This window comes from Zavarzinia sp. CC-PAN008 (genome assembly GCF_051903925.1).
Taxonomy (GTDB): domain Bacteria; phylum Pseudomonadota; class Alphaproteobacteria; order Zavarziniales; family Zavarziniaceae.
The window spans coordinates 2,231,375-2,252,103 of sequence record NZ_CP173678.1; the positions used below are offsets into that span (position 1 = coordinate 2,231,375).

The following is a 20,729-nucleotide window of genomic DNA, read 5'->3' on the forward strand; positions in this document are numbered from 1 at the left end:
GGAGGGGACGATGCGGACGTCCACATGGTTGCGCCTGGCCGACGGCTGGTCCCTGTTCTGGCTGCTGACCGGCGCGGTCGGCGTGCTGGTTGCCACCTCGGTCCTGGCGGTCGGGGGAACCGACGGATTGCGCCTGGGCATCCGGGAGACGGCGCGCACCTCCCTCGTCCTCTTCCTGCTGGCCTTCACCGCCAGCGCCGCCGTGCAGCTGGCGCCCAATGGCTGGACGCGATGGCAGCGGCGCAACCGGCGCATGCTGGGCCTGGCCTTTGCCACCTCGCACTTCCTGCACCTGGGCCTGCTGGTGGGCCTTGCCAGTGTGGACACCGCGCTGTTCTGGAGCCTGACCAACCCGACGACGATCGCGACGGCGGGTCTGGCCTATGTCTTCATCGCTGCCATGGCCGCGACCTCGTTCCCGCGCAGTGCCGCCCTGCTGGGGCCGCGCGCCTGGCGGGTGCTGCATTGGGCCGGCAGCGCCTATGTCTGGATCAGCTTCGCCGTCGCCTTTGGCAAGCGGGTGCCGCTGGATGCGGCCTATGCCCTGCCGGTTGCGCTGCTGTTGGGCGGGTTGGCACTGCGCATCGCGGCGCGGGCCGGCACCGGCAGCCCGGGCCTCATGCGTTTCCGCCCTCGACCTGGCGGATGAAGCGGCCCGCCGCCAAGCCCCGGCACAGCGCCAGGTGGTGCTCGCGCATGACCGGGGCCGAGTTGAAATCGCCTTGGGGCCAGTTGTCGACCAGGCGGCGCAGACGCGGCAGGTCCAGGCAGGTGCTGGCGAAGGGACTTTGCTCCAGGCGGGCGATCTCGTCCGCGAAGGCACTGCGGGAGCGGGTCGCCTCCACCCCCCAGTCCGCCGCCTGCAACCCCTTGCCCACTTCCTGGTGCACCTCGTCCGGGACCAGGTCCTGGAGCACGCGGCGCGCCAGGTAGCGGTTGCTGCCCGCGCGCAGGAACTGCTCGTTGGGGATCGCCAGGCAGAACTCGGCCAGGCGCCGGTCGGCGGTGGGATCCGTCGCCTGGACCCCGGTCAGGCGCAGCTGCCCGATCATCATGGCGCCGGGATCGATGCGCGAGAACACGGCCAGGCGCGGATCGAGGCGGCCAAGCTCCGTGCGCAGCATGTTGCCGCCGGTGTCACGGCCTTCGTCCCAGATGCCGGTCTTGCGGGCAAAGTCGGGGTTGATCGCCGTGACCATGTCATAGCTGACGATCGTCTTCCCCAGGGCCCGGCGGATTGCCAGGGCCGCGGCTTCCGGGAACAGCGGCTCAAGCGCCGTGCTCAGCAGGAAGTTCCAGCTGTGGCCGGCGTGGCGCAGGGCCCGCATCTCCTGCGCCAGGCGCAGCCAGCGGCCCTGCCGCGCCAGCTTGCCGAGCCAGGCCATGCCGTCATAGCTGAACGTCATGTTGCCCATCTGCCCGGTCAACAGGCGGGTGCACCCCTGCGCCCGCGCCGCCCGCCCGATCGCATTGATCCAGATCTGATTGAACGGATTGAGCACCGGCATGTCGCAGGCCTGCCCCGACTGCTCGACAGCGTCCATGACCGGGCCGGAAATGTTGGGCACCCGGACATGGTCGACATTGGGAAAGCGCGCGGCGGTACGGGCGGCGCGGGGCCATTCGTCGCCAAAGCGCCTGTGCTGGGGCGGGATGTCGAACGGTGCGCCGGGTGCTGCGGTATAGGCGATCAGCCGCCGTCCGTCCGCCTGGAGGATCGGCGCGGCGCTGGCGACCACGAACGAACTGTCCATGCCGCCGCTGAGATGGGCGGCCACGGGGCCGGTGGAGCCGATGCGCGCGCGGACCGCCTCGTCCATCAGCGCGCGCACCGCCTCCACATAGTCGGCGTCGCGCTTCAGGCGGATGGCGGGCAGCGTTTCCGGCCGCCAGTAGCGATGCCGGGTGACGCCGCCGGCGTCGATCAGCGCCGTCTCGCCCGGGACGACGCGCAGCACGTCGCGGAACGTCGTCAGCATGCCCTTGGCCGACATCAGCATCAGCCACCGGCCCATCCATTCCTGGTCGATCTCGCGCGGGACCTGGGGCAGGGCGTGCAGGCCGCGTGCCTCGGTCGCGAACAGGGTGGTGTTCCCCTGCCGCCAGAAGACCAGCGGCACGATGCCGATGAAATCCCGCGCCAGGACCAGGCGGCGCGCCGTCCCGTCCCACACCGCACAGGCAAAGTCGCCCAGGAACTGGTTGGGAAAATCCGGGCCCCAGCGGCGCCACGCGGCCAGGACCAGATCGCCATCGGTGGGCAGCGGCACGCGCCCGGTCAGGTTCAGCGCAGCCAGGACCGCTTCCCGGTTGTCCAGCCGGCCGTCGAACAGGGCGGTGGAGCCGTCGGGCGCCGGATCGGACCACAGGGCCCCGTCGACGCGGGCAAAGGCGGCGCCGGTGCCCTGGCGAACCTGCGGCCGTGCCTTGCCCAGGGCCATGGCGGCGGCCATGCGCGCGACGTCCGGTGGTGCCGGCCAGCCGTGCCCGAACGCAACACCCCCCGCTATCGCCAAGGAGCGGCCGCCCTTCCGGTCCCGTCCACGACGACGCCACCCAACCCGGTCAGCATCCCGTCGTCCTAGTCGCCATGATGCTCCACCAGGACCTCGCGCTTGCCCACGTGGTTGGCGCGGCTGACGACGCCTTGCGCCTCCATCTCCTCGATGATCTTGGCGGCGCGGTTATAGCCGATGCCCAGGTGGCGCTGGATGAAACTGGTCGAGGCCTTGCCCTCGCGCGCGACCAGGGCCACGGCGCGGTCGTAGAGGTCTTCCTCGTTCCCGGCAGCGCCGCCGCCCGTCAGCATCTCGACGCCGGGCGCGCTCTCGCGCTCCTCTGTGATCTCGTCGTTGTACTCAGGTGTGCCTTGCGTCTTGAGGAAGGCGACCACGTCCTCAACCTCCCGGTCCGAGACGAAGGGCCCGTGCACGCGCGTCACACGTCCGCCGCTGGCCATATAGAGCATGTCGCCCTGGCCCAGCAGCTGCTCCGCCCCCTGCTCGTTCAGGATGGTGCGGCTGTCGATCTTGCTCGTCACCTGGAAGCTGATGCGGGTCGGGAAGTTCGCCTTGATCGTGCCGGTGATGACGTCGACCGAGGGACGCTGAGTCGCCATGATCAGGTGGATGCCGGCGGCGCGCGCCATCTGCGCCAGGCGCAGCACCGCGCCCTCGATCTCCTTGCCCGCGATCATCATCAGGTCGGCCATCTCGTCCACGATGACGACGATCAGCGGCAGAGGGGACAGGTCGATCTCCTGCTCCTCCATGATCGGCTGGCCGGTTTCCTTGTCGAAGCCGGTCTGGACCGTGCGCTTCAGCGACTCCCCGTTGGCACCGGCCTCAGCCAGGCGCTGGTTGTAGCCGGCCAGGTTGCGCACACCCAGTTTGGACATCTTGCGGTAGCGGTCCTCCATCTCGCGGACCGTCCACTTCAGCGCGACGACCGCCTTGGGCGCCTCGGTCACCACGGGCGCGATCAGGTGCGGGATGCCGTCATAGACCGACAGTTCCAGCATCTTGGGGTCGATCATGATGAACTTGCACTTGTCCGGCGGCAGCCGGTACAGCAGCGACAGGATCATCGTGTTGATCGCCACCGACTTGCCGGAGCCGGTGGTGCCCGCGACCAGCAGGTGGGGCATGCGGGCAAGATCCGCGATCACCGGCGTGCCGCCAATGTCCTTGCCCAGCGCCAGCGTCAGGATGGCGGACGTGTTCTCGTAGTCGGGGCTGGCCAGCAGCTCGCGCAGCAGCACCATCTCGCGCGTGGCATTGGGCAACTCGATGCCGATCACGTTGCGGCCCGGCACGACCGAGACGCGGGCCGAGATGGCACTCATCGAGCGGGCGATGTCGTCGGCCAGGCCGATCACGCGCGACGACTTGGTGCCCGGCGCCGGTTCCAGTTCGTACAGCGTGACGACCGGGCCGGGGCGGACCTTCACGATCTCGCCCCTTATGCCGAAATCGTCGAGCACCGTCTCCAGCATGCGGGCGTTCTGCTCCAGCGCCTCCTCGTTCAGGGCGGGGCTGGTGGCGGACGGCTTGGGCTCCTTCAGCAGGGCCAGCGGCGGCAGGGTGAAGGCATCGTCGGGCCCCAGGTCGAGCGCCGCCTGGCTTTCCTCGCTCAGCCGGCGGCTGGGCCGGGGCGGCGGGGGCGGCGCCACGACGCGGCGCTCCAGGGGCGAGCGCGGCGCGGGCGTCGCGGCCTGGGTCATGACGTCGGGCATGGGCGCCGGCGCGTCCAGGTCGAAGGGGGGATCGTCCTCGGCCTCGGCCACGGGCTCGGTCTCGGGCAGGCGCAGGGCCGGGGCCTGGGGCGGCTCGGGTCGCGGGGCCGGCTCCGGCGCTGCGCGGGGGGCGCCGCGGGGCACGGCGGCCGGGTCGACCGTGGGCGGCACGGGGGCGCCCCGCGGATCGCGCACCTGGCGCAGGGCCGGGGCGGGTCGGCTCGGCGGCTCGGCCGGCGCGGGCACATCCCGCCGGCCGCGCAGCCAGGCAATGCCGCCCGCGACCGCACGCACGCTGCTGCCGGTGCCCTGGCCCACGGCGCGCCAGTCGCCGAAGGACAGGCCCATGGCCAGGGCCGCGACCAAAGCCGTGGCCCCGCCCAGAGCCAGCGTCTGCGTACCGCCCTCCAGCACCAGCCCCCAGGCCGCGGCCTGGGCCGCGAGCCAGGGCCAGGCAAGGCCGCCCAGCACGCCGCCGCCGCCCACGTCCAGCGGCCAGCCGGACGGGGTGGGCAGGCTTGCGGCGGTGGCCGCGGCCAGGGCCAGCGCCGGGACCAGCAGGGCCAGGTTGAGCCAGAACCAGCGCAAGCCCTTGTGGCTGACCAGGCGCCAGGCCCAGGCGGCCAGGACCAGGACCAGCAGGCCCGAAGCCAGGCCCAGGCTCTGCAGCAGGATGTCGGCCAAGTGGGCGCCGGTCCCACCCAGCAGGTTCTGCGTGGGCCCGTCCGAAGCGACGTTGAAGCTGGGGTCGCCGGCATGGAAGCTGGCCAGCGACAGGGCCAGCAGCAGCGCCACGGCAAAGATGCCCAGGCCCGCCAGTTCCACCAGGCGACGGCGCAGCACGACGGCCGTGCCCTTGGGCAGGATCTGCAGGCCGCCGCGCCGGCCCAGGCCGCGCAGGCGCGACCGGCCGATGCCGGGGGGCGGCGGTGCAGCGCTGCGCCCGCCAAGCCCAAAGCTGTTACGCAACAGGGTCATCATGGCCTCGACCGGTCAGGGGGACGGATCAGCCAGGCGGACCGAGTCGCCCGGCTGGATCCGGCCGCCGTGGGCGACCACGCAGGTGACGCCGCCGCGCCAGTCGGGCCGCAGTGCCGCCCGCAGGCCGGGGACCTGGGCGTCCATCCGTCCGCAGGGGTCGGTCTCGCCAGTCACCTTCAGCACCACGTCGCCGATCAGGATGCGCGCACCCACGGTTCGCGGCAGGTCCACGCCGGCGACGAGCAGGTTGGCGCGCCGCGTGGTCCAGGGGATCTCCGCGCCCAGCGCGGCACAGGCGGCGGCCCAGGCCTCCGCCGCGAGGACGGTCACCTGCCGGTCGCCGGAGCGGCCCCGCCAGTCGCCTTCGATCCCCGCCTGGGGCGTGACCGCGCAGCCGGCGATCTCCTCGACCACGGCGTGGGGCTTGGCCTTGCGCGCGATGGCGACAAGACGGCCGGTCGCGTCAGAGGGCATTCTCGTCCAGCTCCCCCGTGCGCACGCGCACGACCCGCTCCAGGTCATAGATGAAGATCTTGCCGTCGCCGATGGCGCCCGTGCGGGCCGCCTGTTCGACCGCGTCGGCGACTGCCTCCGCCTTCTCGCTGGGGACGGCGATCTCAAGCTTCAGCTTGGGCTGGAAGTCGATCTGGTACTCGGCGCCGCGATAGATCTCGGTATGGCCGCGCTGCCGGCCGAACCCCGTGACCTCGCCGATCGTCATGCCTTCGATGCCCAGGGTGTTCAGGGCATCGCGCACGACGTCCAGCCGAAAGGGCTTGATGATGGCGACGATCAGCTTCATCCAATCGGGCTCCCAACCGGTCGCAAGAGCGTTGCGGAACACCTTGCCATCATTGCGCTACTCATCGAGCGGGCAAAGCGGCTGCGGCGGCCAAGCGTCACCATAGCCCCTGGACACAGCGCGCTCCAGGGCGCGATATCGGCAGTCATGCCACAGTCTCCATCAATCGACGTCCCCGCCCGCAGCGCCGTGGCGATCGCCGGTGGCGGGATGGTCGGCGGCACCCTGGCGCTGGCGCTTGGGCGCGCCGGGATCCCGGTCGTGCTGGTCGATGCCGAGGTGCCGGAGGTCGTCGTGGATGCGGCGTTCGACGGCCGCGTGTCGGCCATCGCGGACGCCTCCTGCCGCCTGTTCGAGGCTCTGGGCCTGTGGCCGGCGCTGCAGGACCACGCCCAGCCCATCCGTGACATCCGCGTCTCCGACGGGCGCCCGGGTGAGCCTGCCTCGCCCCTGTTCCTGCACTTCGACCATCGCGCCATTGGCGACCGCCCGTTCGGCCACATCATCGAGAACCGGGCGATCCGCCAGGCGCTGCACGCGGCCCTGCGCGCGACGCCCGCGGTCCGCTGGGTGACGCCGGCGCGCGGCGTCCGCGTGGCCGCCACAGAGGCCGGTGCCGTGCTCCACCTGGCGGACGGTACGGCGCTTCGGGCCGACCTGGTGGTGGCCGCGGATGGCCGGGCCTCCGCCCTGCGGCAGGCGGCTGGGATCCGCCTGGTCGGCTGGGACTATGGGCAGACCGGCATCGTGGTCACGGTGGCGCACGAGCGGCCGCACGACGGCACCGCGGTCGAGCATTTCCTGCCCGCCGGGCCCTTCGCGATGCTGCCCATGACGGGCAACCGCTCCAGCCTGGTCTGGACCGAAACGCGGGAGCGGGCGCAGCGCCTGCTGGCCGCCCCGCGCGCCGTCTTCGTGGACGAACTGGCGCGCCGCTTCGGCGATCACCTGGGCGCGTTGTCGGTCGAAGGGCCGGTCTGGTCCTATCCGCTGGGCTTCCACCTGGCGGACCGCTTCGCGGGCCCGCGCCTGGCCCTGGCCGGCGATTCGGCGCACGGCATCCACCCGATCGCGGGGCAGGGGCTGAACCTGGGCCTGCGCGATGTCGCAGCCCTGGCCCAGGTGCTGTGCGAGGGGCGGCGCCTGGGCCAGGACCTGGGCGAGGCGGACCTGCTGGCACGCTACGAACGCTGGCGGCGCAGCGATTCGCTGATCCTGGGCGTGGTGACGGACGGCCTGAACCGCCTGTTCTCGAACGACGTCACCGCGGTCCGCACAGCGCGCGACCTGGGCCTGGCGGCGGTGGAGCGCATGGGTCCGCTGAAGCGCTTCTTCATGCGCCATGCCGCCGGCCATGTCGGCACGCTGCCCCGCCTGCTGCGCGGCGAGGCGCCCTGATGAGCGCTGTAAAGACTTCAATTGGAAAATGAGCGCACGGTAATTTTAAATACCTCCCATATTGTTTCAATCGTGGGTATCGACAGGATAATAAATCCGACGATAAAGAAAAAAGCTGCAGATATTCGTAGACTTAAGTGAGACTTATCTATTACGTGAAAATACTGCCCCATTGTAGACGAAATGTTGGGTTGATTTGATGTTGACAATTTGTCTCGATTGATTATTGATTCCTGCAAGCCGAAAACATCAATATGGGATGTTATGGATGTGATTTGATCAATCATATGCTGAATATGAACTGGATGAGAAAAGTAGTCTTTCTCCATTGTAAAAAACTCCGAGCCGCTATTATATTTCTTGACAATTGTCGGGCAGAAAAGTGTGAAAATGACGGAGCCCGCTCCCAGGAACAGAGTTGAATAGTAGATCAAAAATACCTTGTGTGGAACAGGTGAGGAGTTCGGAAAAAACTTTCTGTCGAAAGTTACAAACTGAATTACATACTCGTTGAACACAATCAGATATCCAATTGTCGGAAATAATATCGAAAGCTGAACTGCTTTCGATTTTCCAATCGTCTTGAGAGAAGACCAGGTTGGTGTCCGCTCGATAATCCAATCAGTATCGAAAAGCCGGTTCAGATGTCTGTTCATCGCGGTAGCCGTGGCTTTAGTGGATTAGGTTGAGGCACTTTGGCTTCCATTTTGGAAGCGATCAATTGGCGAAAGCGCCTTTTTTGAGGGGATTTTATGGTATCATACCACCAGACACAACTGGAGCGACCCTGATGAATGCCATTGCAATCTTGTCATGCTTGGTAATCTGCTCGACTGTCTGTGTTTCTTCAAGGTCGGCTCGAGCGGAAGAGGATCTGAGTGGGGTGAGTATCTCAACAACAAGCCCAAACAGAGAAGATAGGGCGGCGTTCTATAGAAGAATGATTGACATAAATCTCAGTCAAGAGCAACGGGTCGTAGTTGTGCCGCGATTCTCTAATCTTGAAGATTATGTTGAATGGGTATCAGGACCTAAAGAAGAAGCTGTCGCGGCAAGTCGTCGTGAGTTCAGAAGGACAGGTAAGGTGGCAATCGCCGGTGTTGCGGCAATAGCGATCGCTGGTTATTTAGTTTCAAATGAAGAACAGGATACTGATCAGCTGCTCCCCAATGACTCTGGAGCTGAGTAGCAGGTTGCTCAGCTCCGCCAATGCTGACAGCCAGTGCTCCTGCTAATTATGCGCTCTCCCCAAAATTGCACTTCAGTCGCGCGACAGGCCTTGGGCCGCCATGTCCTTGATGTAGCGCTGCCACAGGATGTCGCGGTTCTCGCCCAGCTCGCGGAGGTAGCTCCACGAGAAGATGCCCGTGTCATGGCCATCGTCGAACTGGATCAGGACGGCATAATGGCCAACAGGGTGCAGCGCGATGATCCCGACATGGCGCTTGCCGCCGCTCAGCATGCGGGGGCCCCCGCCATGGCCCTGGACCTCGGCCGAGGGGCTTTCGACGCGCAGCAGTTCGGCCGACAGGCGATGCGTCTCGCCGTCGTCCCAGTCGACCTCCAGTGCCCGTTCGGCCTTGAGCAGGCGCAATTCCAGCGGCCACGGCTTGGCGAGCGTCATGGCGCGGGGTCGTCCAGGCGGCGCGCTTCCTCGACCAGCATGATCGGGATGCCGTCGCGAATGGGATAGGCCAGCTGGGCGCTGTCGCTGATCAGTTCCTGGGCAGTCGCGTCGTAGCGCAGGGTCCCCCGGGTCAGCGGGCAGACCAGGATCTCAAGCAGCTTGGGGTCGACGGCAGCACCGGTACGCTCCGGCATGGGCTAGTCCTTTAGTCCTTGTGCGGAAAGGGAGGCTGGCGGTCACTGCAGCGGGGCGTCGGGCTTGGCGCCCATCGCCAGCGCCATCTCGATCAGGGCGATCAGGACGCGCGACCGATCGCCCAGGTCCTCCGCCTCCAGCAGCGCCTGCTTCTCGCTGGGGTTGAAGGGGCAGATCATCGACAGGGTGTTGACCAGCGTTTCGCCCGGCGCCTGCTCGATGGCGCTCCAGTCGGCGGCCAGGCCGTTGCGCGCCAGGTAGTCCTTCAGCACCGGCATCAGGCGGGCGCGGTCGATGCCGTCGTCGCTGGCCGCTGCCAGGTCCTGGCGATAGCGCGCGAAATCCGCCTGCACCTGGCGATAGGGCGTCGTCACCGACAGTTCCTGGTCGACGTGGAAGCGGCACTGGCCGGTCAGCGTGATCAGGAAGCGGCCGTCGTCGGTCTCGGTGAAGGCGGTGATGCGGCCGACGCAGCCGGCACCATAGAGGGCCGGGCGGTTGTGCTCCGGCGCGGTCGCGACGCTGCCGGGATCCGTCGGCTGGATCATGCCGATCAGCCGCGGGCCGGCCAGGGCGTCGCGCACCATGGCCAGGTAGCGCGGCTCGAAGATGTTGAGCGGCAGGCGCATGCGCGGCAGCAGCAGCGCCCCCGGCAGCGGGAAGATCGGGATGGTCGCGGGCAGGTCGGACAGGTCGACCTGCATCCCGGCCGGGCGCTGCGGTCCGCTCAAGGAAGCCTCAGGAGAAGAGGATGGACGACAGCTTGCGCCGCCCGTCCAGGGTTGCGGGATCGGTGGGACCCAGGGCCTCGAACACCTTGAGCAGCTGGAGGCGTGCGGCCTCCTCGTTCCACTTGCGGTCCCGCTTGATGGAGGCAAGGAGTTCGGCGATCGAACCCGCGGCGTCGCCCTCCGCCAGCAGCGCGAGCGAGAGGTCGAAGCGGGCCTGGTGGTCGTCGGGATCGGCCTCCACGGCGCGGCGCAGGCTCGCCGATTCGCCGGCGGCGCCTGCTTCCTTGGCCAGGTCCAGGGCGGCGCGCACGCTTGCGATGTCAGGGTCGTTGGCGACGTCGGGCGTGACCTCGGCCAGGATCTGCTCCGCTGCCTCGGCATCGCCTGCGTTCATCGCCAGGCGGGCCAGCCCGGCGATCGCCTTCGGGTTGCCGGGATCATGCTGCAGCAGCTCGACATAGGCGGCCTCGGCCGCGCCGAAGTCCCCTGCCTCAAGCGATTCGCCGGCCAGCGCCAGCAGTTCCTCGACCGGGTTGCCGCCGCCCGAGGCCTGGACCAGGCGCTGCACGAACTGCTTCACCTGACTTTCGGGCAGGGCACCGACAAAGCCGTCGATCGGCTGGCCGTTGCGGAAGGCATAGACCGCGGGGATCGACTGGATGCGCATCTGCTGCGCGATCTGGGGGTTCTTGTCGATGTCGATCTTGACCATCTTGACCGCCCCCTTGGCCGCCATCACGGCCTTTTCCAGGGCGGGGCCCAGCTGGCGGCAGGGGCCGCACCAGGGCGCCCAGAAGTCGACGATCACGGGGACATCGCGCGACGCTTCGATCACGTCGGCCATGAAGGTCTGGATGCCGCTGTCCTTGATCAGCGATGCCTTGTCGACGGCCGGGCCGCCGCCGTTCTGTCCGATCAGGGTGTCCATGGGTGTTCGGTCCGCCTTCGGTCGTCTGGTCGTGTCGTGTGTCGCGCGCGTCCGCACGGGCGACGCCATCGCAATTCGTGCAGCCCTTCTAACATGGGACGGGGCCCGTGCGCTGCAACCAGACGAACGGGCCGGTCGGGGGACGCGATGCCGTCGGTCTTGCACTGCCCCGCTCAGGTTTGCATTTTGGGGCCAATACAGAATTCCGTGGGAGGAACGCGTCATGACGGCGCCCGAAGGTCTTGTCTCCGCGGGCGGCGTTCCGCCCATGGCCGCGGTCACGGCCCAGCTCACCGCTCCCGGCGCCCCGTTCGAGATGGAAGAGATGGTGATCCGCGGCATCGCCGAGCGGGTCTGGAAGAACGCGCCGCCAACCCTGCGGGCGATCTTCGAGGCGAGCGCGGCGCATGGCGATGCCGACTTCCTGGTCTATGAGGACGAGCGCCTGACCTATGCGCAGCACCATCGCAGCGTTCGGCGCCTGGCCCATGAACTGGTCACCCGCTGGGGGGTGAAGAAGGGCGACCGCGTGGCGATCGCCATGCGGAATTTTCCCGAATGGTCGGTCGCCTTCTGGGCCGGGGCCTGTGTGGGTGCCATCGTCGTGCCGGTCAATGCCTGGCTGACCGGAGCGGAGCTCGACTACTGCATCAGCGACTGCGGCGCCGACATCCTCTTCCTGGACCAGGAGCGCACCCTGCGCCTGGCGGAGTTCCTGCCCGCGCTGAAGCTGAAGGCGGCGATCGTCGCCCGGGCCAGCGGCGACCTGGCGCCCGGCCTGCTTCGCTTCGAGGACGTGGTGGACGCAAGCCCCCAGGACCCGCCACTGCCCGATGTGGCACTGGAGCCGGAGGATGACGCCACGATCTTCTACACCTCCGGCACGACGGGAAAGCCCAAGGGGGCGCTGGGCACCCATCGCAATATCTGCACCAACCTGGTGAGCCTTGGCTTCTGCGGCGCGCGCGCCGACCTGCGCCGCGGTGTGGTGCCCGCCGCCCTGGGTGGAGAGGCGCCGCCCAAGGGGGCGATGCTGCTGGCCGTGCCGTTCTTCCACGCGACGGGCTGCCATTCCGTGCTGGTGGCGACGCTGGCCGCGGGCAACAAGATCGTGCTGATCCACCGCTGGGACGCCGCCCGCGCGCTGGAATTGATCGAGCGCGAGCGGATCACGGCGTTTGGCAACGTGCCGACGCTGGTCTGGCAGGTGCTGGAACATCCGGACTTCAAGACACGCGACACGTCCAGCCTGCTCAGCGTCTCCTATGGCGGGGCGCCGGCGGCGCCGGAACTGGTGGCGCGGATCAAGCAGGCCTGGCCCAAATCCAATCCCGGCCAGGGCTATGGCCTGACCGAGACGTCGAGCGTCACCACGATCAACCAGGCCGACGACTACGTGCGCAAGCCGGACAGCGTGGGCGTGCCCGTCCCCGTCTGCGACGTGAAGGTGGTAGGCCCCACCGGCGAGACGCTGGGGGCAGGCGAGATTGGCGAGATCTGGATCAAGGGGCCCAACGTCGTGAAGGGCTACTGGAACAAGCCGGAGGCGACGGCCGCCACCTTCACCGACAACTGGCTGCATTCGGGCGATGTCGGCCGCATCGACGAGGAAGGCTTCGTCTATATCCTGGACCGCGCCAAGGACATGCTGATCCGCGGTGGCGAAAACATCTACTGCGTGGAGGTCGAGAACGTCCTGTTCGACCACCCCGCCGTGATGGACGCCGCCGTGATCGGCATTCCGCACCTGACCCTGGGGGAGGAGGTCGGCGCCGTCGTCACCCTGGCGCCCGGCCAGCGCCTTGACGAGGCGGCGCTGAAGGCCTGGATGGGCGAGCGCCTGGCGGCGTTCAAGGTGCCGGTGAAGGTCTGGTTCCGCGACGAGCCGCTGCCCCGCAATGCCAACGGCAAGATCCTGAAGCGCGACCTGAAGAAGGACCTGCTCGACGCGGCGTGAGCGAGAGGGGCGACGGCCCTCTCTATTTTCCTCCCTACGTGCCCCGGCTTATCCGGGGCATCCATGAACCAACCGTTCCGAGTGCTTGGCGGTCGGCTCATGGGTCCCCCGCATGAAGCGGAGGACGTAGGGTTGGTGGGTGGGACTGGTTCGCTCCAATCTCCGAGTTGCCCCCGAATCCGCATCCGGGAAACGTCGCGTCACACCGGCTTGCGGCCCATGACCTGGTCGATGTAGCGGCCCTGGAAGAAGCGCAGGCCCAGCGAGCGGCCCCATTCGATCGCCGTCTCGTCGTCGCAGCGGCACAGGATCACGCGGTTGACCCCGGCGCGCTGCACCGCGTCGGCGAATTCCGCTCGCCGCTCGGCGCGCTTCTCGGCCGCCAGTTCTGGATGCCAGTGCACCTTCTGCAGGTCGAGCCGCAGCTTGGCGCGGTCGATCAGCGGGAAGGTCAGGTGGTTGAGCCCGTCCAGGCACATGCGGTAGCCGCGATCGCGCAGGTATTCGCGCACGAACACGAACGCGCCCATGTCGGAAAAGACGTCGGCCGACTGGACCTCCAGCACCACCGACTTCTGCGTGCGCTGGCGCAGCGCCTTGTCGAAGGCCATGAACGCCGGCGAGAGCAGGGTCGAGACGTTGATGTTGATCGAGAACGAGGCCTCTCCCTCGCCCTCGATCCTGGGCAGGACGCTCAGCACGCGCTGGTCGATCCGCTCCGTCAGGCGCTGGAACAGCCAGCGGTCGGCGGTCAGCTCGGTATCCGGCATCAGCGCCTTTTGCAGGCCGGGGATCGAGACATAGATCTCGGTAAAGATCGGGGTCGGCGGAATGCCGGCGGGATAGGCGCAGATCGCCTGGCGGCGCAGCAGCGGCGTCAGGTCGACGCCGCTCAGCGCGTTCTCCATCCGGGCCAGGCGCGACGGATCGATGGGCGAGGTCTGGACCACCTTCTGGGTGGGGTCCGCCGGCTTGTCGGGCCGCGCGCGGGCCAGCGCCTGCTGGCGCCGGACGGCCACGCCGAACAGGTCCTGGAAGCCGCCGCCGGCCAGGTCGTAGACCGTGGCGAAGGCCCCCTCGCCATCCTCGCCCCCGATCAGCGGATCGTTGGAGAAGAGGAAGCGCAGGCGCAGCACGAGCTCGTCCACCTCCTCCACCTTGGCGCCGCGGAACAGCAGGAGCAGGTCGTTGTTGCGGAACTGGTAGGCCATCCCCTCCGCCCGCTTGATGAGGCGGTCGAAGGCATTGAGCATGATCCGCAGGTGATGCTCGCGGCGATTGTGCGGCTGCAGGCGCGAGACGTGGATCAGGACGCCGACCCGTTCCTTCCGGGTGGCGGTCAGGCGCTCAAGCTGGTCTGCCAGGCTCAGGTCGGCATCGGCCAGGCCTTCTAGACGTCCGGTTGCTGGTGCCATGCTCTCCCCCGGGCGCCCCTTCCCGGACTGGTAACGAGTCTAAACGTCAGTCCCCGCTGGCAGGTTAAGCGACGGATCGGTGATTCGCTGCAAGCGAATTGCGCCGACCATGCCGATGCGCAGGGCCAGCGCTTTGCGCCGCGCAGCGGCCAGCGGTCGCTCGGCCGGACTGCGCAGCAAGCCAGCGCCGTAGCGGTCGGCGGCAATCAGCCCAACCTCCGGCCCGTTCAAGGGTTCCAGCTCGAAGGGCGCGCGCGGAAAATCATGAGGAACGGCGAAGGCGAAGCGGTCGCACCAGGGCAGGTAGTCCGGCCATTTCCGGTCCCCGCGCAGGTCGGCCATGCTGACCTTCACCTCGACGATGAAGACGCGGCCCTTGGCGTCGATGCCGGCAATATCGGCCCGGCGGCCGCCGTCCAGGACCAGCTCGGTGATGCTGGCATAGCCCATGTCCAGCAGCAGGCGCTGCACGCCACGACAGACGTCGGCGGCGACCATGCGCTCGGCCGCCTGTTCGGCGGCGAGCGACGCCACGTTCAGGTCAGCGGGTTGGGCAACACTGGACATGTTCCCATTTTGTACTGGAGTGTCATTGGCGTCCAGCCCAAAACTTCACATGCGCAGCATGACTATGTTCGTCTCGCTGCAATCCAATATATTGATACGTTGGCGCGAACAAAGAGCAGATCAATGGTCAGAGTCAGTCGATTGCCCCTGTATGCTGAAGTCGAAATGGACCGACTGTGCGCCGCAATCGGCGCTTTTTGTCATAGGGTTGACGAGGACGAGAGCGGTTGGGACCGGCTCGTCGAATTCCCTGAACCAGACCAATATCGGGGCTCTCTAGATTCCAAGCCACCACGACACATTGCATTCGTTCAGGTTAAGTCCAAGCAAGGTATGCCGCCGTACTGCAGGATTAAGCTATCGAACGCAGTTCGTGCGGCACTGGCTCCTGAGCCCTGGTTCGTTGTCTGCATAGTGCAGGACAAAAATAGAGAAATCTTACGAAGATATTGTATCCATGTCTGGAGCGATACAATAGGTAGAATTCTGAAACTGGTTAGAAAAGCAGATATTTCGAAAAAGCCGCTACATAAGTGCTTTATTTGCATTCGTTTTGCTGAATCCGATCAACAAGGGGATCGCCTCGTCAGTTGGATGCAGTCAACGGTAGCGGAGTTCGGTCCCGATTACGGTGTCAAGAAGCAAGCAATTAGCCAGACGGTGGGTTACGAAAACGGCTATGGGACGGGTGAGATATCTGTTGATGCAATCGGATATGAATCGCTAACTGAGATGATGCTCGGATTAAAAGCGGAAGCGCGTGTCAAGAAATTTACGTTTGTGCCGAGCCGCTTTGGAATCGCCAACGAGATAGAGCGCATAGAATGGTCTAATAGTACTGTGAGCCTCACACCGAGGTCATTAGCTACGGTAGATCTTATATTCAAGAGTGCCTTCGGGGGCGATGAGATCAAGATCGCTGGTCAGGCATACGCCTCGCCCTTTACTCGAGAACGACAGGGCAGGCCGCCCGTACGCATCTCAACCAACATACTCGATATACTTCTTCGCCCCGATAAAAGCATTACTTTTACAAGTGCCTTTGATCCTAGCGCACGAACTAGACTTTCGACAATCATAAAGTACTTAAGTCTTAGAACTTTACTTGAGTGTGGTAGCGTGGAGCTTCAGGTGTGGTGGGAAGGCCGTCGCCTGCTGAAGGGAGAGATGAACGCATCAATTGCCACAGGCGAAAAAGAGACAAATCGACTCTTAGATTCAGCGCGTCTCCTCGTACAGATTTCGACAAATTTGGATCCCGAAACAAGCCTTGATGCCATCCAAAAATCTGGACACCTCGAAGCCTTACTTCGATTCAAAGAATCAAGAAGCTGGCGTCTGTCTGTAGATTTAGATACTGATGAAATATCCCATGTATCAAGAGTGATATATTGGTTGAGATTCAACATATTGGAAACCGTGTTCTGCCTTATAGGCAGTCTCCACGTATCCCATTGCGAGACTACACAGGATGGTCGCGCGCAACTGACTGGTGAAGGGCGAAGCATCATATGCTCTTATGCATTAGATGGTCATATTCGAGAAAATGGTAGCATGATAGAGGACGACTATGAGGCCTATTTGACCAAATCAGGCGATGAAGAATTATTGGTTGGTATTGGCGATTTGGGCTGCGCTCTATGGTCCTAATTTCGGCCACTGTGGCGAACATCAGTCCGCCACAGTGCAGTCTTATTTCGAGGCCTACTCCGCGGCGACCTGGCGGAGGGTGAAGCGGCTCTTGGAGCGGTTCACTTCCTTCAGGAACTCGATGCCCTTCTCGGCGATGTCGTCGCCGATCATGTGGTCGCCCTCGGCCACCAGTTCGTCCATGTTCACGTACATGGCGTAGTAGGGTGCGGTGCGGCTGGTGATGATGCCCGACTTCAGCAGCGTCTTGATCAGGACACGGAAGATGTCGGTGCCTTCCTTCATCCGCTCACGGCGATAGTCGTCGGTGATGGCTTCCGCCACCGCCGCCTGGACCCATTCCCAGTCCAGGCCGAACTGGGCATAGATCGGCTTCTTCTGCTCCGGGCTGACGAGGTTGAACAGCAGCGTCTGGAAGCAGGTCAGCGCCCAATCCTCGACCTTCTCCTGCTCTTCCTGGGACAGCTTGGGGATGGTGCGGTCGGCCCAGATCTTGCCGAACTTGTGGTGGAACGCCTCGTCCGTCATGACCAGCTGGGTCAGCTTGACCAGAAGGGGGTCGCGCGACTTGGTGTAGAAGGTGGCGAAGGCGCCCATGGCCAGGCCCTCGACCAGCATCTGCATGCCGACCAGCTTCTTGTAGACCTCCGGCGCCAGGACCAGCTCCTGCAGCAGGCCGCCCAGGGTAGGACCGACGGGGAGGGGCGCCCCCCAGCGGGCCTGGATGTAGCGGGTGAAGCCGGTCACGTGGCGGGCTTCCTCGCGCGCCTGGTTGGCGGCGTATTCCTGGGCGCCGGGATCGCGCAGGATGTGGCAGAGCGAGGCAGAGAGGGAGAGCGCGCCCTGCTCGCCATGCAGGATCGACGACATCGACCAATGCGCCGTCGCATTGATCAGCTGGATCTTCTGCCGCTCGTCCAGCTTGTCGGCGACGGCCGACTGCAGCTCCGCCACCAGCTCGGCCGGCATGATCGGCTCGTTCTCGAGGTCGAACTTCTCGCTGAAGTCGATGTAGGAGGGGTCGAGCGGATCCCAGAAATGGTCGTGCGTCGCGGTGATGATCTTGTCGAAGGCGGTCGTGCGCACGCCGTAGCGGGCGGGCTCCAGCTGGGCCGCGAAATCGTCGCGGTCGACGGTGTCGTAGGCGGCGTCCTTGGTGATGTGCTGGGCCATGCGGGGGATCCTCCTGCGGCACGCCGAGGGTCGTGCCATCGCTTATGACAATCTGTCAGGAGATACTGACGGATAATCAGCAATCCGTCAAACACAGTTTAGCGCGGAGCGCGGAGCGCCCCTCCGTGCCCGCTCGGCTAGCGCTGGCGGAAGATGAGCGAGGCGCTCCACCCCGCGGCGATGGCGATCAGGATGGCGATCACGCCATAGGCGGCACCCTGGTCCCGGGCCAGGATGAAGATCAGGCGCTCGATCCCGATCTTGTCTACGAACAGGGGGGAGGACTGCGCGCTGACCACCTGGCCGTCGCGGAAGAGATAGACATCGGCGCGGTAGTTCCCGACCGGCACGGCGGAGGGCAGCTCGAAACTGGTGCGAAAGAACGTGGGGCCGGGAAAGCTGATCGGCAGCGGCCGCTCCACGTACAGGTTCTGGGCCTCCTTCAGGCGCGAGAGGGCGGCGCGGAACGCGGCAAGTTCCTCGTCGTCCATCGGGGCCTCGCCCGCCGCGGGGCTGAGGCGCAGGTTGCCGACCCCGATCTGGTTCCGGCGCAGCACACTGGCACTGGCGATCTCGGCCAGCGGCCGGCTGGCGGCGATGGCGTAGTAGCCGGGGACATCGGCCAGCGTGACCTCCGCCCGGTTGGCCCAGACACCGAGCACGCGGTCCTTGCGGCGCACGACGATGCGCTGTTCCGGTCCGCGCAGCACGACCACGATGTCGCGCGGGGCGTCCGACTCCGGGTCCAGGTCCAGCGCGCCGAACAGCAGGATCCGGGCCCCGGTGAAGCTGGAATTGATCGCGATCAGATGGTCCGACAGGTCGGTGATGATGCTGTCGGCGCGCAACCGGCCGGCCGGCGGCGTCAGGGCCAGGCCCAGCGCCAGGACCAGGAGCAGGGCCAGCCGCCTCATTCGCTGGTCAACACCTGGATCGAGAACGGCTCGACCGGGCGGACCACCAGGTCGACGCCCAGGCGCACCGCGACCGCCACGACCAGCAGGCCCAGCAGCGCGCGCAACTGTTCGCCCTTCAGCTTGGTCCCGGCACGGGCGCCGAACTGCGCGCCGACGACCGAACCCACCAGAAGCAGGATCGCCAGGACGATGTCGACCGAGCCGCTGTCGGTCGCGTGCAGGAAGGTCACGGCCGCGGTCACGAAGCCGATCTGCAGCAGCGAAGTGCCGATCACCACCTGGGTCGGCATCGACAGGACATAGACCATCAGCGGGATCATGATGAAGCCGCCGCCCACGCCCATCAGCGCCGCCAGCAGTCCGACCAGGGCGCCCAGGGCGACGGGCAGCAGGGCCGAGATGTAGAGCCGCGACTTGCGGAAGCGCATCTTCAGCGGCATGCCGTGGACCCAGGAATGGGCATGCAGCTTGCGCCGCGCCGGGCGCGTACCGGCCCGGGTGCGGAGCATCGCGCGGCCGCTTTCCCACAGCATCATGCCGCCGACCACGCCCAGGAACCCGACATAGAGCAGCGAGATCGCCAGCTCGACCTGGCCCAACGCCTTGAGCAGGGCAAAGAGCTGTGTGCCGATCACCGAACCGATCAGGCCGCCAACCGTCAGCACGCCGCCCATCTGGAAATCGACATTGCCGCGCCGCCAATGGGCCAGCACGCCCGAGACGGAACTGGCCAGCAATTGCGGCGCCGCCGTCGCCACCGCCACGGTCGGCGGAATGCCGGCGAACATCAGGAGCGGCGTGATCAGGAAGCCCCCGCCGACCCCGAACAGGCCCGACAGGAAGCCTACCGCCCCGCCCATGCCCAGGATCAGAAAGACCTGAACCGACAACTCCGCAATGGGCAGGTAGATCTGCATCTATCAGGTCTGCGTCATGGGAACGGGCATCGGCGGCATGGTCGTCGGCGGGATGGTCACCGGTGGTCAGGGCCAGCACCTGCGCGCCTGGCCCGGACGTTCCGTGTATCCCTGAGTCGCAGTATGGCCCCTGGTGGGCGGGGATGCCATGCCCCCGCGGCCTGCGGCACAGGGGCGGGCGCCTTCGGCTTGCGGGAAGCGGGGCCCGGCGGCATCCTGAAGCGGCCTGCCAGTATGGCCTGGCAGAGAGGCCGCAGGGGCACGGGCACCGTCCTGGCCATGGACACGTCATTCATACTGCCATCGGATGCGCATCCGATCCTGGGGCGCCTGTTCGCCTATTGGGCGCTGAAGCGCGGCCTGCGGGCGATGCCGTCCCGCGCGGACATCGACCCGGTCGAGATCCCCTATGCCCTTGGCTACATCTGCCTGGCCGACGTGATCGCGGGGCCGCCGCGTCGCTTCCGCTTCCGCCTGGACGGCACGGTCCAGACCCGCTTCTTCGGCTTCGACATGACCGGATGGTACCTGGACGAGTTCCCGGACCCCGAATATCGCGAAACCGCCCTGGCCACCTTTGGCGAGGCCTGCGACCGGGCGGCGCCAATGTACCGTGACCGCAACATGGAGCGCGATGGCCGCACCTGGCGCTACCAGGCGCTCTACCTGCCGCTGGGCGCCGATGGCCGCACCGTGGACATGCTGATGGTGACGATCATTCCGGGCTGAGGGCAGGCCTACCGGCGGCAGTGATTGACGTTTACGTAAACGTAAGGTATCCCGGACGCCATGTCTCAGACCTGGACGATCGGCGACCTGGCGCAGGAATTTGGCGTCACCCTGCGCGCCATCCGCTTCTATGAGGATTGCGGCCTGCTGCAGCCGGTGCGGGAAGGCCGGGCCCGGATCTACCACGCGCGGGACCGCGCCCGGCTGAAGCTGATCCTGCGCGGCAAGCGCCTGGGCTTCAGCCTGGCCGAGATCCAGGAAATGCTGGACCTCTATGCGCCGGGCGACGCCCAGATCGAGCAGTTGCGCGTGACGCTCGACCGCTCGCGCGAGCGGCTGGCGGCCATGGAGCGGCAGCGCCAGGACCTGGACCAGGCCATCGCCGAACTGACTGAAGGCTGCCGCCAGATGGAAGCGGCCCTGGCCCGCGGCGACCTGGCCCGCATCAAGCCGTCCTGCGCCCTGCCGGCCAGGGCCAAGGCGGACCCGAAGCAGGACTGAATGCAAT

At 66.4% G+C, this 20,729-nt stretch carries 20 protein-coding genes; 7 read left to right on the forward strand and 13 right to left on the reverse strand.

What is annotated here, in order from left to right:
• The first annotated feature begins 10 nt into the window (after positions 1 to 10).
• Entirely contained in the window at positions 11 to 649 is a 639-nt protein-coding gene (locus ACI6GS_RS10470; RefSeq protein ID WP_439817740.1) for a hypothetical protein, read from the forward strand.
• Here ACI6GS_RS10470 and ACI6GS_RS10475 read toward each other — a convergent pair.
• The 4 genes from ACI6GS_RS10475 to ACI6GS_RS10490 form a co-directional block, all read right to left on the reverse strand.
• Positions 618 to 2,453: an asparagine synthase-related protein gene (locus ACI6GS_RS10475; protein WP_439817741.1), complete on the reverse strand. Its 1,836-nt coding sequence runs from the start codon at positions 2,451 to 2,453 to the stop codon at positions 618 to 620. The genes ACI6GS_RS10470 and ACI6GS_RS10475 overlap by 32 nt on opposite strands.
• 128 nt (positions 2,454 to 2,581) lie before the next feature.
• Positions 2,582 to 5,212 carry a DNA translocase FtsK 4TM domain-containing protein gene (locus ACI6GS_RS10480; protein ID WP_439817742.1) on the reverse strand — a complete coding sequence of 877 codons (2,631 nt, stop codon included), beginning with the start codon at positions 5,210 to 5,212 and terminating at the stop codon, positions 2,582 to 2,584.
• A gap of 15 nt (positions 5,213 to 5,227) precedes the next feature.
• Positions 5,228 to 5,689, reverse strand: coding sequence for an MOSC domain-containing protein (locus ACI6GS_RS10485; RefSeq protein ID WP_439817743.1), 462 nt, complete (start codon positions 5,687 to 5,689; stop codon positions 5,228 to 5,230).
• Positions 5,679 to 6,017, reverse strand: coding sequence for a P-II family nitrogen regulator (locus ACI6GS_RS10490; RefSeq protein WP_439817744.1), 339 nt, complete (start codon positions 6,015 to 6,017; stop codon positions 5,679 to 5,681). The genes ACI6GS_RS10485 and ACI6GS_RS10490 overlap by 11 nt, the downstream gene beginning before the upstream one ends.
• 147 nt (positions 6,018 to 6,164) lie before the next feature.
• On the opposite strand from ACI6GS_RS10490, the gene ACI6GS_RS10495 reads away from it, so the two are divergent.
• Positions 6,165 to 7,415 carry an FAD-dependent monooxygenase gene (locus ACI6GS_RS10495; protein WP_439817745.1) on the forward strand — a complete coding sequence of 417 codons (1,251 nt, stop codon included), beginning with the start codon at positions 6,165 to 6,167 and terminating at the stop codon, positions 7,413 to 7,415.
• 790 nt (positions 7,416 to 8,205) lie between these two features.
• Positions 8,206 to 8,604: a hypothetical protein gene (locus ACI6GS_RS10500; protein ID WP_439817746.1), complete on the forward strand. Its 399-nt coding sequence runs from the start codon at positions 8,206 to 8,208 to the stop codon at positions 8,602 to 8,604.
• Between the two features lie 72 nt (positions 8,605 to 8,676).
• On the opposite strand, the gene ACI6GS_RS10505 is transcribed toward ACI6GS_RS10500, so the two are convergent.
• Genes ACI6GS_RS10505 through trxA form a run of 4 tightly spaced genes read right to left on the reverse strand, consistent with a single transcriptional unit; the run spans position 8,677 to position 10,896 of the window.
• Positions 8,677 to 9,039 (reverse strand): gamma-butyrobetaine hydroxylase-like domain-containing protein, encoded by a 363-nt coding sequence (locus ACI6GS_RS10505; RefSeq protein ID WP_439817747.1) that lies wholly within the window; start codon positions 9,037 to 9,039, stop codon positions 8,677 to 8,679.
• Entirely contained in the window at positions 9,036 to 9,236 is a 201-nt protein-coding gene (locus ACI6GS_RS10510; protein WP_439817748.1) for a Trm112 family protein, read from the reverse strand. Before ACI6GS_RS10510 ends, ACI6GS_RS10505 begins: the two co-directional genes overlap by 4 nt.
• A gap of 42 nt (positions 9,237 to 9,278) precedes the next feature.
• Positions 9,279 to 9,968 (reverse strand): LON peptidase substrate-binding domain-containing protein, encoded by a 690-nt coding sequence (locus tag ACI6GS_RS10515; protein WP_439817749.1) that lies wholly within the window; start codon positions 9,966 to 9,968, stop codon positions 9,279 to 9,281.
• Between the two features lie 7 nt (positions 9,969 to 9,975).
• Positions 9,976 to 10,896 carry a thioredoxin gene (gene trxA, locus ACI6GS_RS10520; RefSeq protein WP_439817750.1) on the reverse strand — a complete coding sequence of 307 codons (921 nt, stop codon included), beginning with the start codon at positions 10,894 to 10,896 and terminating at the stop codon, positions 9,976 to 9,978.
• 223 nt (positions 10,897 to 11,119) lie between these two features.
• Between trxA and ACI6GS_RS10525 the strand changes: the two genes are divergently transcribed.
• Entirely contained in the window at positions 11,120 to 12,853 is a 1,734-nt protein-coding gene (locus tag ACI6GS_RS10525) for a class I adenylate-forming enzyme family protein (protein WP_439817751.1), read from the forward strand.
• Positions 12,854 to 13,053: 200 nt separating this feature from the next.
• On the opposite strand, the gene ACI6GS_RS10530 is transcribed toward ACI6GS_RS10525, so the two are convergent.
• Together ACI6GS_RS10530 and ACI6GS_RS10535 are read right to left on the reverse strand one after the other, a co-directional pair.
• Positions 13,054 to 14,268 carry an EAL domain-containing protein gene (locus ACI6GS_RS10530; protein WP_439817752.1) on the reverse strand — a complete coding sequence of 405 codons (1,215 nt, stop codon included), beginning with the start codon at positions 14,266 to 14,268 and terminating at the stop codon, positions 13,054 to 13,056.
• A 39-nt stretch (positions 14,269 to 14,307) separates the two neighbouring features.
• A complete protein-coding gene (locus ACI6GS_RS10535; protein WP_439817753.1) occupies positions 14,308 to 14,766 on the reverse strand; it encodes an MmcB family DNA repair protein in 459 nt (152 codons plus the stop codon).
• A 483-nt stretch (positions 14,767 to 15,249) separates the two neighbouring features.
• Here ACI6GS_RS10535 and ACI6GS_RS10540 point away from each other — a divergent pair, with 483 nt between their 5' ends.
• Positions 15,250 to 16,485, forward strand: coding sequence for a hypothetical protein (locus ACI6GS_RS10540; protein WP_439817754.1), 1,236 nt, complete (start codon positions 15,250 to 15,252; stop codon positions 16,483 to 16,485).
• A gap of 54 nt (positions 16,486 to 16,539) precedes the next feature.
• Here ACI6GS_RS10540 and ACI6GS_RS10545 read toward each other — a convergent pair whose 3' ends face one another.
• The 3 genes from ACI6GS_RS10545 to ACI6GS_RS10555 all read right to left on the reverse strand — a co-directional run bounded on the left by ACI6GS_RS10545 (position 16,540) and on the right by ACI6GS_RS10555 (position 19,492).
• Positions 16,540 to 17,658 (reverse strand): ferritin-like domain-containing protein, encoded by a 1,119-nt coding sequence (locus ACI6GS_RS10545; RefSeq protein WP_439817755.1) that lies wholly within the window; start codon positions 17,656 to 17,658, stop codon positions 16,540 to 16,542.
• A 137-nt stretch (positions 17,659 to 17,795) separates the two neighbouring features.
• Complete coding sequence (locus tag ACI6GS_RS10550; protein ID WP_439817756.1) at positions 17,796 to 18,572, reverse strand: TIGR02186 family protein; 777 nt, start codon at positions 18,570 to 18,572, stop codon at positions 17,796 to 17,798.
• A complete protein-coding gene (locus ACI6GS_RS10555) occupies positions 18,569 to 19,492 on the reverse strand; it encodes a sulfite exporter TauE/SafE family protein (RefSeq protein WP_439817757.1) in 924 nt (307 codons plus the stop codon). The genes ACI6GS_RS10550 and ACI6GS_RS10555 overlap by 4 nt, the downstream gene beginning before the upstream one ends.
• A gap of 279 nt (positions 19,493 to 19,771) precedes the next feature.
• Here ACI6GS_RS10555 and ACI6GS_RS10560 point away from each other — a divergent pair, with 279 nt between their 5' ends.
• Together ACI6GS_RS10560 and ACI6GS_RS10565 are read left to right on the forward strand one after the other, a co-directional pair.
• A complete protein-coding gene (locus ACI6GS_RS10560; protein ID WP_439817758.1) occupies positions 19,772 to 20,221 on the forward strand; it encodes a PAS domain-containing protein in 450 nt (149 codons plus the stop codon).
• Between the two features lie 60 nt (positions 20,222 to 20,281).
• On the forward strand, positions 20,282 to 20,722 hold the full coding sequence (locus ACI6GS_RS10565; RefSeq protein ID WP_439817759.1) for a MerR family transcriptional regulator: 441 nt from the start codon (positions 20,282 to 20,284) through the stop codon (positions 20,720 to 20,722).
• Positions 20,723 to 20,729 lie beyond the last annotated feature (7 nt).